10 protein-coding genes are annotated in these 16,593 nt (G+C 74.7%); 7 read left to right on the top strand and 3 right to left on the bottom strand.

Annotated features, from left to right (window positions below; genetic code table 11):
• Positions 1–359: 359 nt before the first annotated feature.
• The 3 genes from AC07A6_RS25995 to AC07A6_RS25985 all read right to left on the bottom strand — a co-directional run bounded on the left by AC07A6_RS25995 (position 360) and on the right by AC07A6_RS25985 (position 7,484).
• Entirely contained in the window at positions 360–1,820 is a 1,461-nt protein-coding gene (locus AC07A6_RS25995; protein WP_362469208.1) for a glutamate synthase subunit beta, read from the bottom strand.
• A complete protein-coding gene (gltB, locus tag AC07A6_RS25990) occupies positions 1,813–6,351 on the bottom strand; it encodes a glutamate synthase large subunit (RefSeq protein ID WP_478778790.1) in 4,539 nt (1,512 codons plus the stop codon). The genes AC07A6_RS25995 and gltB overlap by 8 nt, the downstream gene beginning before the upstream one ends.
• Before the next feature lie 401 nt (positions 6,352–6,752).
• A complete protein-coding gene (locus AC07A6_RS25985; protein WP_007263553.1) occupies positions 6,753–7,484 on the bottom strand; it encodes a VIT1/CCC1 transporter family protein in 732 nt (243 codons plus the stop codon).
• A gap of 280 nt (positions 7,485–7,764) precedes the next feature.
• Here AC07A6_RS25985 and AC07A6_RS25980 point away from each other — a divergent pair, with 280 nt between their 5' ends.
• Genes AC07A6_RS25980 through AC07A6_RS25950 form a run of 7 tightly spaced genes read left to right on the top strand, consistent with a single transcriptional unit; the run spans position 7,765 to position 16,175 of the window.
• Positions 7,765–8,751: an ADP-ribosylglycohydrolase family protein gene (locus tag AC07A6_RS25980; RefSeq protein ID WP_362469217.1), complete on the top strand. Its 987-nt coding sequence runs from the start codon at positions 7,765–7,767 to the stop codon at positions 8,749–8,751.
• Positions 8,748–10,667: an ADP-ribosylglycohydrolase family protein gene (locus tag AC07A6_RS25975; RefSeq protein WP_478778744.1), complete on the top strand. Its 1,920-nt coding sequence runs from the start codon at positions 8,748–8,750 to the stop codon at positions 10,665–10,667. The genes AC07A6_RS25980 and AC07A6_RS25975 overlap by 4 nt, the downstream gene beginning before the upstream one ends.
• 7 nt (positions 10,668–10,674) lie before the next feature.
• On the top strand, positions 10,675–11,820 hold the full coding sequence (locus AC07A6_RS25970) for an ADP-ribosylglycohydrolase family protein (RefSeq protein ID WP_478778743.1): 1,146 nt from the start codon (positions 10,675–10,677) through the stop codon (positions 11,818–11,820).
• A 32-nt stretch (positions 11,821–11,852) separates the two neighbouring features.
• Positions 11,853–13,241, top strand: a complete 1,389-nt coding sequence (locus tag AC07A6_RS25965; protein WP_478778742.1) for an ADP-ribosylglycohydrolase family protein — start codon at positions 11,853–11,855, stop codon at positions 13,239–13,241.
• Entirely contained in the window at positions 13,238–14,143 is a 906-nt protein-coding gene (rbsK, locus tag AC07A6_RS25960; protein ID WP_362474376.1) for a ribokinase, read from the top strand. The genes AC07A6_RS25965 and rbsK overlap by 4 nt, the downstream gene beginning before the upstream one ends.
• Positions 14,140–15,360 carry a CaiB/BaiF CoA transferase family protein gene (locus tag AC07A6_RS25955; RefSeq protein WP_478778741.1) on the top strand — a complete coding sequence of 407 codons (1,221 nt, stop codon included), beginning with the start codon at positions 14,140–14,142 and terminating at the stop codon, positions 15,358–15,360. Before rbsK ends, AC07A6_RS25955 begins: the two co-directional genes overlap by 4 nt.
• Entirely contained in the window at positions 15,357–16,175 is an 819-nt protein-coding gene (locus tag AC07A6_RS25950; RefSeq protein ID WP_362474370.1) for an HpcH/HpaI aldolase/citrate lyase family protein, read from the top strand. Before AC07A6_RS25955 ends, AC07A6_RS25950 begins: the two co-directional genes overlap by 4 nt.
• The last annotated feature ends 418 nt before the right edge of the window (positions 16,176–16,593 follow it).

Here is a 16,593-nt window from a genome sequence, read left to right as displayed (position 1 = left end):
TACGCCGTTGTACGGACCGCATGAGGGGTCCCGCCGTTCGCGCGGCGGGGGCGCTGGCCGACAGTCCCCGTTAGGGCGGGGCGCTGCCGGTACGCGGGCCGCGCACCGACGGCCGGAGGCCGGCGCAGCCGGGCGAAGCCCGGGAGGCCGCCTGCGGCCGAGCGGTGCGAGCACGGCATCCAGAAGGAGCCATGGCGGGCGCGGGTCGTTCGCGCGGCGGGGGCGCTGGCCGACAGTCCCCGTTAGGGCGGGGCGCTGCCAGTACGCGGGCCGCGCACCGACGGCCGGAGGCCGGCGCAGCCGGGCGAAGCCCGGGAGGCCGCCTGCGGCCGAGCGGTGCGAGCCCGGCGTCAGGAGGTTCAGACCATCAGGGAGCGGTCCGTCGGCTTGACCGGGTACGGGAGGGTGCTGGTGCCGGTCAGGTAGCGGTCCACGCCGCGGGCGGCCGAGCGGCCTTCCGCGATGGCCCACACGATCAGCGACTGGCCGCGGCCGGCGTCGCCTGCGACGAAGACGCCGTCGGCGTTGGTGGCGTAGGAGGCGTCGCGGGCGATGTTGCCCCGCTCGTCCAGGTTCACGCCGAACTGCTCGACCAGACCGTTGGCCTGGTCGGTGCCGGTGAAGCCCATCGCCAGGGTGACCAGCTGGGCCGGGAGGACCCGCTCGGTGCCGGGCTTCTGGACCAGCTTGCCGTCGATGAACTCGACCTCGGTCAGGTGCAGGGACTGGACGTTGCCGTCCTCGTCGCCCTCGAAGTGGGTGGTGGAGACGGAGTAGATCCGCTCGCCGCCCTCCTCGTGGGCCGAGGTGACCTTGTACAGCATCGGGAAGGTCGGCCACGGCATGGACTCCGGGCGGTCCTCCGACGGACGCGGCATGATCTCCAGCTGGGTGACCGAGAGGGCGCCCTGGCGGTGGGCGGTGCCCACGCAGTCCGCGCCGGTGTCGCCGCCGCCGATGACGACGACGTGCTTGCCCTCGGCGGTGATCGGCGGGGCCAGGAAGTCGCCCTCCTGGACCTTGTTCGCGAGCGGGAGGTACTCCATCGCGAAGTGGATGCCCTTGAGGTCGCGGCCCGGGACCGGGAGGTCGCGGGAGACCGTGGCGCCGGCGGCGACGACGACCGCGTCGAAGCGCTTGCGCAGGTCCGTGGCGGTGATGTCGCGGCCGACCTCGATGCCCGTGCGGAACTTGGTGCCTTCCGCGCGCATCTGCTCGATGCGGCGGTTGATGTGCACCTTCTCCATCTTGAACTCGGGGATGCCGTAGCGCAGCAGGCCGCCGATGCGGTCGGCGCGCTCGTACACGACCACGGTGTGGCCGGCCCGAGTCAGCTGCTGGGCGGCGGCCAGGCCGGCCGGGCCGGAGCCGATGACGGCCACGGTCTTGCCGGACAGGCGCTCGGGCGCCTGCGGGGTGACGTCGCCGTTGTCCCAGGCCTGGTCGATGATCGAGACTTCGACGTTCTTGATCGTGACGGCCGGCTGGTTGATGCCGAGCACGCACGCCGACTCACAGGGAGCGGGGCACAGGCGGCCCGTGAACTCCGGGAAGTTGTTCGTGGCGTGCAGGCGCTCCGCGGCCGCCGACCAGTCCTCGCGGTACGCGAAGTCGTTCCACTCGGGGATCAGGTTCCCGAGCGGGCAGCCGTTGTGGCAGAACGGGATGCCGCAGTCCATGCAGCGGCCGGCCTGCTTGCTGATGATCGGGAGCAGCGAGCCCGGGACGTAGACCTCGTTCCAGTCCTTGACGCGCTCGGCGACGGGACGGGTGCAGGCGGTCTCGCGCGGGGTGGTGAGGAAGCCCTTCGGGTCAGCCATTGGTCGCCGCCTCCATCATCTTCTCGGTGGTCTCGGACTCGGAGAGTCCGGCCAGCTCAGCGGCGTCCTTGGCGGCGAGCACTGCCTTGTACGTGGTCGGGATGATCTTGCTGAAGCGGGCCGCGGCGGCGTCCCAGTCAGCCAGGAGCTTCGCGGCCACGGTCGAGCCGGTCTCCTCCTCGTGGCGGCGCACCACATCGTGCAGCCACTGCTTGTCGGCGTCGGAGGGGGCCTCCACGGCCTCCGCGTTGCCGACGTTGACCTGGCGGGGGTCGAGGTCGATGACGTACGCGACGCCGCCCGACATGCCGGCCGCGAAGTTGCGGCCCGTCTCGCCGAGGACGACCGCCGTACCGCCGGTCATGTACTCGCAGCCGTGGTCGCCCACGCCCTCCGAGACGACCAGGGCGCCGGAGTTGCGGACGCAGAAGCGCTCGCCGGTGCGGCCGCGCAGGAACATCTCGCCGCCGGTGGCTCCGTAGCCGATGGTGTTGCCGGCGATGGTGGAGTACTCGGCCAGGTGGTCGGCCGCGCGGTCCGGGCGGACCACGACGCGGCCGCCGGAGAGGCCCTTGCCGACGTAGTCGTTGGCGTCGCCCTCCAGGCGCAGGGTGACGCCGCTCGGCAGGAAGGCGCCGAAGGACTGGCCGGCCGAACCGGTGAAGGTCAGGTCGATCGTGTTGTCGGGCAGGCCCGCGCCGCCGAACTTCTTGGTGACGTGGTGGCCGAGCATGGTGCCGACGGTCCGGTTGATGTTGCGGATCGCGACCTGGGCGCGGACCGGCTGGGCCGTCTCGGCGGTCTCGGCGTTCAGCGCGTCGGCGGCGAGCTCGATGAGCTCGTTGTCGAGGGCCTTCTCCAGACCGTGGTCCTGCTCGATCAGGGCGTGGCGGACCGCGCCCTCGGGCAGCTCGGGCACGTAGAAGAGGGGCTCCAGGTCGAGGCCCTGGGCCTTCCAGTGCGTGACGGCCTTGCTGGTGTCGAGGAGCTCGGCGTGGCCGACGGCCTCCTCGATCGTGCGGAAGCCCAGCTCGGCGAGGAGCTCGCGCACCTCCTCCGCGATGAACTCGAAGAAGTTGACGACGAACTCGGGCTTGCCGGAGAAGCGGTCGCGCAGGACCGGGTTCTGCGTGGCGATGCCGACGGGGCAGGTGTCCAGGTGGCAGACGCGCATCATGACGCAGCCGGAGACGACGAGCGGCGCGGTCGCGAAACCGAACTCCTCGGCGCCGAGCAGCGCGGCGATGACCACGTCGCGGCCGGTCTTGAGCTGGCCGTCCGTCTGGACCACGATGCGGTCGCGCAGCCCGTTGAGCAGCAGGGTCTGCTGGGTCTCGGCGAGGCCGAGCTCCCAGGGGCCGCCCGCGTGCTTGAGCGAGGTGAGCGGGGAGGCGCCCGTTCCGCCGTCGTGGCCGGAGATCAGGACGACGTCCGCGTGAGCCTTGGAGACACCGGCCGCGACCGTACCGACGCCGACCTCGGACACGAGCTTCACGTGGATGCGCGCGACCGGGTTGGCGTTCTTGAGGTCGTGGATCAGCTGGGCCAGGTCCTCGATGGAGTAGATGTCGTGGTGCGGCGGCGGGGAGATCAGGCCGACGCCGGGGGTCGAGTGACGCGTCTTGGCGACCCACGGGTAGACCTTGTGGCCGGGCAGCTGGCCGCCCTCGCCGGGCTTGGCGCCCTGCGCCATCTTGATCTGGATGTCGTCCGCGTTGACCAGGTACTCGCTCGTGACACCGAAGCGGCCGGAGGCGACCTGCTTGATGGAGGAGCGGCGCGCCGGGTCGTACAGGCGCTCCGGGTCCTCGCCGCCCTCACCGGTGTTGGACTTGGCGCCCAGCTGGTTCATGGCGATGGCGAGGGTCTCGTGCGCCTCCTTGGAGATGGAGCCGTACGACATGGCGCCGGTGGAGAAGCGCTTGACGATCTCGGAGACCGGCTCGACCTCGTCGATGGAGATCGACGGGCGGTCGGACTTGAAGCCGAACAGGCCGCGGAGCGTCATCAGGCGCTCGGACTGCTCGTTCACGCGGTCCGTGTACTTGCGGAAGATGTCGTACCGGCGGTTGCGGGTCGCGTGCTGGAGGCGGAAGACCGTCTCCGGGTCGAACAGGTGCGGCTCGCCCTCGCGGCGCCACTGGTACTCGCCGCCGATCTCCAGCGCGCGGTGCGACGCCGGGATGCCGCTGGCCGGGTACGCCTTGGCGTGGCGGGCGGCCACCTCCTTGGCGATGACGTCCAGGCCGGCGCCGCCGATCTTGGTGGCGGTGCCCGAGAAGTACGTGCCGACGAACTCCTCGTTCAGGCCGACGGCCTCGAAGACCTGGGCGCCGCGGTAGGAGGCGACGGTGGAGATGCCCATCTTCGACATGACCTTGAGGACGCCCTTGCCGAGGGCGTAGATCAGGTTCTTGATGGCCTGCTCCGGCTCCAGGCCGGAGAGGAAGGTGCCGGCGCGCAGCAGGTCCTCGACGGACTCCATGGCCAGGTACGGGTTGACGGCCGCGGCGCCGTAGCCGATGAGCAGGGCGACGTGGTGGACCTCGCGGACGTCGCCGGCCTCGACCAGCAGGCCCACCTGGGTGCGCTGCTTGGTGGCGATGAGGTGGTGGTGCACGGCGGCGGTGAGCAGCAGCGACGGGATCGGCGCGTGCTCGGCGTCCGAGTGGCGGTCCGACAGGACGATCAGGCGGGCGCCGGCCGCGATGGCGGCGTCGGCCTCGGCGCGGATCTCCTCGATCCGGGCGGCGAGGGCCTCGCCGCCGCCGGAGACCCGGTAGAGGCCCGACAGGGTGGCGGCCTTCATGCCCGCCATGTCGCCGTCGGCGTTGATGTGGATGAGCTTGGCGAGCTCGTCGTTGTCGATCACCGGGAAGGGCAGGGTGACGCTGCGACAGGACGCGGCGGTCGGCTCCAGCAGGTTGGACTGGGGGCCGATCGAGGACAGCAGCGAGGTGACGAGCTCCTCGCGGATGGCGTCCAGCGGCGGGTTGGTGACCTGCGCGAAGAGCTGCGTGAAGTAGTCGAAGAGCAGCCGGGGGCGCTCGGACAGGGCCGCGATGGGCGAGTCCGTGCCCATGGAGCCGAGGGCTTCGCCGCCCGTGCGGGCCATGGGCGCGATGATGACGCGCAGCTCTTCCTCGGTGTAGCCGAAGGTCTGCTGGCGGCGGGTGACCGAGGCGTGGGTGTGCACGATGTGCTCGCGCTCGGGCAGGTCCGTCAGCTCGATCTCGCCGGTCTCCAGCCACTCCGCGTAGGGGGCGGCGGCGGCCAGCTCGTCCTTGATCTCGTCGTCCTCGACGATGCGCTTCTGCGCGGTGTCGACGAGGAACATCTTGCCGGGCTGGAGGCGGCCCTTGCGGACGACCTTGGACGGGTCAATGTCGAGGACGCCGACCTCGGAGCCGAGGACGACGAGGCCGTCGTCGGTGACCCAGTAGCGGCCGGGGCGCAGGCCGTTGCGGTCGAGGACCGCGCCGACCTGGGTGCCGTCGGTGAAGGTGACGCAGGCCGGGCCGTCCCAGGGCTCCATCATCGTGGAGTGGTACTGGTAGAACGCGCGGCGGGCCGGGTCCATGGAGGTGTGGTTCTCCCACGCCTCCGGGATCATCATCAGCACGCTGTGCGGCAGGGAGCGGCCGCCGAGGTGGAGCAGCTCCAGGACCTCGTCGAAGGAGGCCGAGTCGGAGGCGTCCGGGGTGCAGATCGGGAAGATGCGGTCCAGGGCGCCCTCGCCGAACGCGGCGGTCGCCAGCTGGGACTCGCGGGCCTTCATCCAGTTCCGGTTGCCCTTGACCGTGTTGATCTCGCCGTTGTGCGCGACGAAGCGGTACGGGTGGGCGAGCGGCCAGGACGGGAAGGTGTTCGTCGAGAACCGGGAGTGGACCAGGGCGAGCGCCGAGGCGAAGCGGCGGTCGGAGAGGTCCGGGAAGAAGGGCTCCAGCTGGCCGGTGGTCAGCATGCCCTTGTAGACGATGGTGCGGGCGGAGAGCGACGGGAAGTACACGCCGGCCTCGCGCTCGGCGCGCTTGCGCAGCACGAAGGCCTTGCGGTCCAGCTCGATGCCGGTGCTGCCGTTGCTGACGAAGAGCTGCGAGAAGGCGGGCATCGTGGTGCGCGCGCCGTTGCCGAGCAGGTCGGGGGTGACCGGGACCTCGCGCCAGCCGAGGACCGTGAGGTTCTCCTCGGCCGCGATGGCCTCGATCTGCTCCACGGCGACGGCCTGTGCGGTGCCGTCGGCGGGGAGGAAGGCGATGCCGACGGCGTACGCGCCGGCCTCGGGGAGCTCGAAGCCCGCGACCTCGCGCAGGAAGGCGTCCGGCACCTGGGACAGGATGCCCGCGCCGTCGCCGGAGTCCGGCTCGGAGCCGGTGGCGCCGCGGTGCTCGAGGTTCCGCAGGACGGTCAGGGCCTGCTCAACGAGGGTGTGGGTGGCCTCGCCGGTGAGGTTCGCCACGAATCCGACGCCGCAGGCGTCCTTCTCGTTGCGCGGGTCGTACATGCCCTGCTGGGCGGGGCGACCGTCCATGGGCGACCAGGCGGTGTTGCTGAGGCCGGTCGCGGAGTGCGTGGATGCGGAACGCATCGGCTCTCCCGTCGTCGTCGTGGCAATGTGCTAGCCGAGGGACGACGTTGGCCCTCTGCGAAATTTCGTGCAGGTTACATGATGACGGTAATTCCGAGAACCGGATATCACATTCCAGCATGCGGACACTGCGCGAGGCAGAAAGAAGGGACCTTCAAGGGATTCTCGGGGTCGCAGACGCCTCTGACGAGGCCTGCTGGGCACAACACGGGGTGAAGGTCCCGGCGCGAGACGGGCATCGTTGCCCGGCGCCCTGGTCTGATGCCCAGCGGTCACGGAACCGAAACCACCGGGTAACGGACTACTTATGTTGCGTGCTGCATAGTGTCTCACTCCCGCGGCCGTTAGCCTATGGCGCCGCCGATCCAGGTTCCCAGGATGTACGTCACACCCGCGGCGGCGCCACCCAGGACGAGCTGGCGCATGCCGCTGTACCACCACGACCGGGCCGTGACCCGCGAGACCACCGCGCCGCAGGCGAAGAGCCCGACGAGCGCCAGCAGCACGGCCGGCCACAGGGCGGTCGCCCCGAGCAGGTAGGGCAGCACGGGGAGCAGCGCGCCCAGCGCGAAGGAGCCGAAGGACGACACGGCGGCGACCAGCGGCGAGGGCAGGTCGTCGGGGTCGATCCCGAGCTCCTCGCGGGCGTGGATCTCCAGCGCCTGGTCCGGGTCGCGGGAGAGCTGCATCGCGACCTCGCGGGCGAGGGCGGGCTCGACGCCGCGCGAGACGTAGAGCTCGGCCAGCTCCTCCATCTCGTCGACCGGGTGCTTGCGCAGCTGCTGGCGCTCCACGTCCAGCTCGGCGAGGACCAGCTCGCGCTGCGAGGCGACCGAGGTGTACTCGCCGGCCGCCATGGAGAAGGCGCCGGCGGCGAGACCGGCGAGGCCGGTGATGACGATCGTCGCGGGGGCCACCGCACCGCCGGCCACACCGGTCATCAGGGCGAGGTTGGAGACGAGGCCGTCCATCGCGCCGAAGACCGCCGGACGCAGCCATCCGCCGTTGACGTCGCGGTGGGTGTGGTTGTCGCGGTGGGCGGTGTGCAGCGGCGCTTCGATGTCGATGATGGACACGGCGTATCTCCCCTTTTGTACGAGTGGGTACGAGCGGGTACGCGAAAGCAACGCGCAGCTGTGCCCCGGCGTCGGGCACTCCCCCTGAACACCTCGAAAGTACGCACGATTTCCGGCCCCCGCCAGCAAGGAAGGCCGTACTTACCTGGGGTTTCGCGGGTCGGCGACCGGGTGACGGGGGCGGGCGGGGGGCGTTTCGCGGCGACCGACAAACCTCATGCCGTGGCACAAATCCCCCAAGGGCTCATGATGAGTCCCCCACCAAGTGGAGAGGCGCGCCATGGAGCTGATTGCATGCAATCCGCAGGTCCTCCTGGAACGGGCCAGGGGAGCGCTTCTCGGCCTCGCGGTGGGCGACGCGCTGGGCGCCCCCGCGGAGAACATGAAGCCGTCGGAGATCCGGGCGAAGTGGGGCCGGATCGAGGGCTTCGTCTCGGACGACCCGGCGGGCACGGACGACACGGAGTACGCGATCTTCTCGGGCCTGCTGCTGGCCCGGCACGGCTCCGCCCTGACCGTCGCGCACGTCGAACGGGCCTGGCACCACTGGATCGCGGACCTGGACGAGGGCCCCTTCCGCGGCGCGGGCTTCTCGGAGCGCGGCACGCTGGAGAACCTCCGCCGGGGCCTGGCGGCGCCGATCTCGGCCCAGCACCGGCACGCCTGGTCGGACGGCCTGGCCATGCGGGCGGCCCCCTTCGGGGTGTTCGCGGCGGGCCGCCCGGCGGAGGCGGCCCGCCTCGTCGCCATCGACGGCACCGTCAGCCACGACGGCGAGGGCATCTACGGCGGCCAGGCCGTCGCCGCCGGCGTCGCGGCCGCGATGGCGGGCGGCTCCCCCGCCTCGGTGGTCTCGGCGGCCCTGTCCGTCATCCCCTCCGACTCCTGGACGGCCCGCTCGCTGCGCCGCGCCGTGACCGCGGCCCCGCGCGGGGAGCGGGCGGTGCGCTCGGCGGTGGTCATCGGCGGCTACCCGTGGACGGACCTGGCCCCGGAGGCGGTGGGCCTGGCCTTCGGCGCCTTCGCCGCCTGCGCGGGCGACTTCCCGGCCTCGGTCCTCACCGCGGTGAACATGGGCCGGGACGCCGACACCACCGCGGCGGTGGCGGGCGCCCTGGCAGGCGCCCTGTCCGGCGCCGCCGCCGTCCCCGCCGCATGGGCCTCGGCCATCGGCCCGGTCCGGGGCAGCTGCCTCCCCTCGATGCGCGGCTACCACGTCCTGGACATCGCGGACCTCCTCACCCCGGAAACCGAGCCCGCCCGATGACCCACCACACCACCCTCACCGACTCCCCCGCCCCGGCCGACCACGACTCCGCCCTGCCGGACCCCGCGGACCGGCCCGTCCCGGCCACCCCGGCGGGCGGGCCGACGCCGGCCGGCGGAGCCGGAGCCGCCACGGCCCTGGTCACGCCCCCCACCCCGGCGGACCAGGGCTCGACCACCGGCACCCCCGCCCGGGGAACGGCGGACGAGCCCCCGGGGGCCGACGCGCCAACGCGGACCGGCGGAGCCGCCACGGCCCTGGTCACGCCCCCCGCCCCGGCGGACCAGGGCTCGACCACCGGTACCCCCGCCCGGGGAACGGCGGGCGGGCCCCCGGGGGCCGGGGGCCCGGCGCCGGTCGACGGAACCGGCGCGGCCACGGCCGTGGTCCCACCCGCCGCCCAGGCGGCCGGGGCTCCGGACGCGTCGACCGCCGCCACCGCTCCCGCCACGGAGCACCCGCCACGGGTGGCTGTCGCCCGGGCCGCCGGGGCCGGGCCGACGGCACCCGCCGGCACCGTCACCCCCGCCCCGGGAGCCGGGTTCCTGGGCCCCTCCCCCGGGCCCGAGCGGGGGGCGGTGCCGCTCCCGCCCACCGGGCCGGCGGGGGGCACCATCACCTCCACCGCGCCGGCCGTCCCCGCAGGGGGCGGGGCCGCACCGGCCGGCGCGGAACGGGGCGGGGTGGCGGGAACCACCGCCCCCGGCCGGACCCCGCGCACGGAACCGCGTACCCCCGCCCCACCGCCGGACGCCGCCGGCACGGAACCGCGTACCCCCGCCCCACCGCCGGAGGCAGAGGCGGGCCGGCGGATCGAGGGGCTGCTCCTCGGGCTCGCCGCGGGCGACGCCGCCGGGTGGCCCGCCGCCCGGCACCGGGCCAGCCGGATGCCCGAGTGGACCCGACGCCTGACCCGCGAGCTCGACACCTTCGCCGAGCAGAACGCCACCACCACCCTCCCCGTCCCCATCGCCCTCAACCAGCCCCCCGAACCGCTGCGCCTCGGCCCCTCCGACGACGCCGAATGGGCCGCCTTCGCCGCCGAATCCGTACTCACCGCCGCCGGAGTGCTGCTCAGCGACCTCTCCCGGTCCCGCCGCATGCGCGCCGCCATCGACCTCGCCTGGAACGCCCTCGCCAGCGAGGTCGCCGCCGCCGCGGAACGGGCCCCCGAGGTCGAGTCCGCCGTCCTCCCGATGCGCGCCCGGATCTCCGTACGCGCCGGCCTCGGCAACCTCGCCGCCGGCCTGCGCCCGCCCGCCACCGGCCACGACAACCCGCACTACTTCGACGACGCCGCCTGCGTCCGCGCCTGCGTACTCGCCGTCGTGCACCCCGGCGACCCGGAAGCGGCCGCGGACCTCGCCGAGTTCGACGCCCGCTACACCCAGGACGGCGACGGCGTCCACGGCGCCCGCGCCATGGCCGCAGCCGTCGCCGCCGCCCTCGCCGGCGCGGACACCGACACCGCCGTCGACGCCGCGCTCGCGCAGCTGCCCGCCCCCACCGAGATCGGCCGCAACGCCCGGCACGCCGTCAAACTCGCCCGCGCGGAGACCGGCGGCGCCTTCGCGCTCGTCCCCCTCCTGGAACACCAGATCGTCGACCACGTCTACAGCTACGGCATCGCCGCCGCTGAGACCGTCCCCGTCGCCCTCGCCCTCGCCACCGCCGCCCGCGGCAAGGCCTGCGGGGCCGTCCCGGCCGCCGCCTGCCTCTCCCGCGTCGCCGACTCCGCCCCCGCCCTCGCGGGCGCCCTCACCGGCGCCCTCGGCGGCGGCGACTCCCTCCCCGCCGCCTGGCGCGAGGCCTGCCGCACCCTCTCCGGCTGCGCCCTCCCCCGGCTGGCCGGAACCGACCTCGTCGAACTCGCCGCGCTGCTCTCGCGTACGGAACTCACCACCATGAAGGGATGATTCGGGCATGACCCTCACACTGGAGGACCGGTTCTCGGGCGCCCTCGTCGGCGCCGCCGTCGGCGACGCCCTAGGCGGGCCGGTGGAGGGCTGGTCCCCGGAGCAGATCGCCGAACGGCACGGCGGCCGCGTGCACGGCATCGTCGGCCCCTGGTACGAGGACTGGCGCACCGCCCGGCCCATCGCGCCGTACCACAAGGGCGACGGGCACGTCACCGACGACACCCTCATGACGCACGCCCTGGTACGGGTCTACACGGCCGTGCGCGACCACCTGGACGCCTACGCCGTCGCCGAGCACCTCGTGCCGGACCTGATGGGCACCCCCCGCTGGATCCCCGAGCTGGAGGCCGAGGCCCTGCCCCTCCAGCGGGTCTTCCTCGCCGAGAAGTGGATCGTGACCCGGCTGCACTACGCGCACGCGGACCCCCGCGAGGCCGGCACCGGCAACATCGTCAACTGCGGTGCGGCGATGTACATGGCGCCGGTCGGCCTGGTCAACGCGGGCAACCCGGCCGCCGCCTACGCCGAGGCGCTCGACGTCGCGGGCGCGCACCAGTCCTCGTACGGGCGGGAGGCGGCGGGCGTGTTCGCCGCGGCGGTCGCGGCGGCCTGCGTCCCGGGCGCGACGGCCGCCACGGTGGTGGACACCGCGCTCGCCCTCGCCAAGGACGGCACCCGCGACGCCATCACCGCCGTACGCGAAGTCGCGCTGCGGCACCGGGACTTCGAGTCAGCGCTCGCACCGCTGCGGGCGGCCGTGGCCCCGTACGACTCGGTCGGGCCGGACTACCGGGCGCCCTCCCTCGGCGCCCGCCGTCCCTCGCGGCTGCACTCCATCGAGGAGCTGCCGATCGCCCTCGGCATGCTGCTGGTCGCGGACGGCCGGTACGAGGCCGCGGTGCTCGGAGCCGTCAACTACGGCCGCGACTGCGACTCCATCGCCACCATGGCCGGGGCCGTCGCCGGCGCCCTCGGCGGGGAGGCCGCCGTGCCCGCCGCCTGGGCCAAGCAGGTCGCCGAGGCCAGCCGGCTCGACCTGCACGCCCCGGCCGCCGAACTGGCCGCCGTGGCCCGGGAGGTCTTCGACCGGGACCGGTCCCGCCGGCGCGCCCACGAGGCCGCCTTCGACGCCATCGCCGCACCGCGGTGACGGGCTCCTGCGCCGGGCCCGCCCCGGCCCCCGTGCGCCTGACCTGGGTCCAGCCCGAGGACCTGCTCGGCCACGAGCTGCGCCAGGCCGCGGAGGACGGCCGCGACCCCGGGCCGGTCCGCGCCGCCTGGCTCGCGGCGGGCGGCCGCCCCGCCCCCGCCCGGGCCGGGGCCTCCCCCTCCCCCGCCGCGCCGGACCTGCGCGCGCTCGCCGCCCGCCTGCTGGACGGCCTCGCGGAGCTCCCCGTCCCCACGGCCGCCGCGGAGCCCACCGACTGGCCGGCCATCCGGGCCGCCTGGCCCGCACCCCTCCCGCCCGGGGGCCCGCAACCGCCCCCCGCCCCGGTGGATCCCGCGCTGCGCCGCAGGCTGGAGGCCGCCTGGGTCGGCCGGGCCGTCGGCTGCGTACTCGGCAAGCCCGTCGAGAAGCTCCCCCTGGACGGCATCCGCGCCCTCGCCCGCGCCGCCGGGAACTGGCCGCTGGACGACTGGTTCACCGCACGCGGCGTCCCCGCCGGGCTGCTGGCCGCGTACCCGTGGAACCGCCGCTCCGCGCCCACCTCCCTCGCCGAGAACATCGACGGCGCGCCCGAGGACGACGACCTCAACCACCCCCTCCTCGGCCTGCTGCTGCTCCAGCGGCACGGCAAGGGCTTCACCACCGCCGACCTGGCCCGGCTCTGGCTCGACGAGCTCCCCGCCGGCCGCACCTTCACCGCCGAACGCATCGCCTACCGCAACCTCCTCCAGGGCCTGGAGCCCCCGCACACCGCCACCCGCCACAACCCCTTCCGCGAGTGGATCGGCGCCCTCATCCGCGCCGACGTCCACGGCTGGACCAACCCCGGCGACCCGGCCGCCGCCGCCGAGCAGGCCTGGCGGGACGCCACCCTCACGCACACCGCCAACGGGGTGTACGCGGCCCTGTTCGCCGCCGCCGCCATCGCCGAGGCCGCCGGCGGCCGGGCCGACGTGCACGGCGCGCTGCGGGCCGGGCTGGCCGTCGTACCGCCCGGCTCGCGCCTCGCCGAGGCCGTCCGCCACGGGATCGCCGCCGCCCGCGAGGAGGCCTGCTTCGACCGGGCCGTGGACCGGCTGCACGCCCGCTACGGCCACTACCACTGGGTGCACGCCGTACCCAACACCGCACTCCTCGCGGCCGCCCTCACCCACGCCGACGGGGACTTCACCCGCTCCGTCTGCCTCGCGGTGTCCGGCGGCTGGGACACCGACTCCAACGGCGCCACCGCCGGCTCGGTCGCCGGACTCCTGGCCGGGTCCCCCGACCGGATCCCGGAGCGCTGGACCGCACCGCTGAAGAACCGCCTCGCCACCACCGTCGCCGGCTTCGACGGCACCGGCTTCGACACCCTCGCCCAGCTCACCGCCCGGCTCGCCACCCAGGAGGCAACCCGCTCATGACGGCCATCGCCGTGCTCGGCAGTACCAACATGGACCTCGTCGCCTACGTGCCAAAGGCCCCCCGCCTCGGGGAGACCGTCACCGGCCGGGAGTTCCGCACGGCCCCCGGCGGCAAGGGCGCCAACCAGGCGGTGGCCGCCGCCCGCCTCGGCGGGGAGGTGGTGATGATCGGCGCCGTCGGGGCGGACGAGTTCGGCGTCCGGCTGCGGGCCGGGCTGGCCTCGGCCGGGGTGGAGACCGCCGCGCTGCGCACCGTCGAGGGCGCGAGCGGCACCGCGCACATCACCGTCGACGACGAGGGTGCCAACAGCATCATCGTCATCCCCGGCGCCAACGCCCGCGTCACCGGCCTGGAGGCGGGCGACGCGACGCGGATCGGCGCCGCCGACTGCCTGCTGCTCCAGCTGGAACTCCCCCTGGAGGCCGTCCTCGCCGGGGCGGAGGCGGCCCGTGCGCACGGCGTCCGCACGGTCCTCACCCCGGCCCCGGCGCAGCCCCTGCCGGCCGGGCTGCTCGCCGCCACCGACCTGCTGGTCCCGAACGAGCACGAGGCCGCCGCCCTCACCGGGCTCACCGACCCGCACCGGGCCGCGGAGGCGCTGCTGCGGGAGGTGCCGGAGGTGGTGGTCACCCTGGGCGCGGCCGGCTGCCTGTACGCGGCCCGGGGGCGCGAGCCGCTCACGGTGGCGGCCCCCCGGGTACGGGCGGTGGACACCACCGCCGCCGGGGACACCTTCGTCGGGGCGCTCGCGGTGGCGCTCGGGGAGGGGCGCCCCATGCCCGGGGCACTGGCCTGGGCCTCGGTGGCGGCGGCGCTGTCCGTCCAGCGGCCGGGCGCGCAGGACTCGATGCCGACCCGCGCCGAGGCGGACCGGGCGGCGGCCGGAGGGGCGGCGTCATGACGGCCGCCGCCGCTGACGCCGCCGCCGACGCCACCGGCCCGCTGGCCGGGCTGCGGGTGCTCGACCTGGCCACGCTGTTCGCCGGGCCGCTGGCCGCCACCCTGCTCGGGGACTTCGGCGCCGAGGTGGTCAAGGTCGAGCACCCGCACCGGCCCGACCCCTCCCGGGGGCACGGGCCCGCCAAGGACGGGGTCGGGCTGTGGTGGAAGCTGCTCGGGCGGAACAAGCGGACGATGACCCTCGACCTGTCGACGCCGGGCGGCCGGGACACCCTGCTGCGGCTGGCCGCCACCGCCGACGTGGTCGTCGAGAACTTCCGCCCCGGCACCCTGGAGAAGTGGGGGCTGGGCTGGCCGGAGCTGTCGGCCGCCAACCCGCGGCTCGTCCTGGCCCGCGTCACGGCCTTCGGCCAGCAGGGCCCGTACGCCCACCGGCCCGGCTTCGGCACCCTCGCCGAGGCGATGAGCGGCTTCGCCGCGATCACCGGGGAGCCGGACGGCCCCCCGACCCTCCCGCCGTTCGGCCTCGCGGACTCCATCGCCGCACTGACCTGCGCGTACGCGGTGATGACCGCACTCGCCGGGCGGGACCGGACCGGTCGGGGCCAGGTCGTCGACCTGGCGATCATCGAGCCGATCCTGACCGTGCTGGGCCCGCACCCGCTCTGGTACGACCAGCTCGGCTACGTCCAGCCCCGCACCGGCAACCGCTCCGCCAACAACGCCCCCCGCAACACCTACCGCAGCGCGGACGGCCGCTGGCTGGCGGTGTCCGCCTCGGCCCAGTCGATCGCGGAGCGCGTGCTGCGGCTCGTCGGCCGGGCCGAGCTGACCGCCGAGCCCTGGTTCGCGACCGGTTCGGGGCGGGCCGCACACGCGGACGTCCTCGACGAGGCGGTCGGCGGCTGGATCGCCCGGCACAAGGCCGACGAGGTGGTCGCGGCCTTCGAGGAGGCCGAGGCCGCCGTCGCCCTGGTCTACGACGTCCGGGACGTGATGGCCGATCCGCAGTTCGCCGCGCTCGACACGGTCACCGAGGTCGAGGACCCCGAACTCGGCCCGCTCCGCATGCAGAACGTCCTCTTCCGGCTGTCCGGGACCCCCGGCGGGATCCGCTGGGCCGGCCGCCCGCACGGCGCGGACACCGAATCCGTCCTGACCGAGCTCGGCCTCACCGGGCCCGAGATCTCCGCTCTCCGTACCGAAGGTGCCCTTTGATCCTGACCTGGCTCTACGCGCCCGGGGACCGCCCGGAGGTGGTGGCGAAGGCCCTGCGCAGCGGGGCCGACGCCGTCATCGTCGACCTGGAGGACTCGGTGTCGGCCTCGCGCAAGGAGTACGCCCGCGCGGCCACCGCCGAGCTGCTGACCGAGCGCCCGCCGATCCCCGTCCACGTCCGCGTCAACGCCCTCGGCTCCCCCTGGTCGGGCCCCGACCTCGCCGCGCTGGCGAAGCTGCACGGCCTCGCGGGTCTGCGGCTGCCCAAGGTCGACGCGCCGGAACAGATCACCCGGGTCGCGGACCGCACCGGAGGGGTGGCGCTGTACGCGCTGCTGGAGTCCGCGCTGGGGGTGGAGAGGGCGTACGAGATCGCCCGCGCCCACCCTTCCCTGCAGGGGCTGACGCTGGGCGAGGCGGATCTGTGCGCGGACCTCGGCGTCTGCGCGGAGAGCGGGCTGGACTGGCCGCGTTCCAGGGTCGTCGTGGCCGCCCGGGCCGCCGGGCTGGCGCCGCCGGCCCAGTCGGTCTTCCCGGACATCCGGGACCTGGAGGCCCTGGCCGCCTCCTGCGCGCGGGGCCGGGCCCTGGGCTTCCTCGGCCGTGCGGCGATCCACCCGCGGCAGCTCCCGGTGATCGAGCGGGCCTTCCTCCCGGCGCCGGAGGAGGTCACCGCCGCCGAGGAGATCGTCACGGCCGCCCGCGCCACCCCGGGGGCGCTCGCCCTCCCGGACGGCCGCTTCGTGGACCCGGCCGTGGTGGCCGCCGCCCACCGCACCCTGTCCTTGTCCCACCGCCGCCCCGCCCCTTCTTAATGCGCCGCGCCCCTTTGAACGCGCCGCTCGCGCGGCTCGGCCGCGGGCGGCCACGCCTTCTGAACGCGCCGCTCGCGCGGTGCGGCGCCTGGGCGCCTTACCGGCTTCGCACCGCTGCGCCGGACTCCGTCCGTCGGCCCGCGGGGCGGGGCCGGTTTTGCGTTGTGGGGGCCGGTGGGTCGGGTGCGGGCGGGTGGGCCGCTGCGCGGTGCGGGGTCCCCTACCCGCCCTTCCACCGTTCCCAGGGGCTCCGCCCCTGACCCCGCGCCTCAAACGCCGGCGAGGCTGAAAGAGCCGGGCGCTCCGCGCCCGGTGCGCTCAAACGCCGCGCGGGCTGGAATTTCGCTGCGCGAAATCCAGCCCCGCCGGCACTCTCCAGCCCCGCCGGCGTTTGAGGCGAGGGGGTCTGGGGGCGGAG

It is taken from the genome of Streptomyces sp. NPDC044002, from assembly GCF_056434525.1.
Note: the sequence above shows the minus strand (reverse complement) of the source record. Positions and strands in the feature narration are given on the sequence as shown.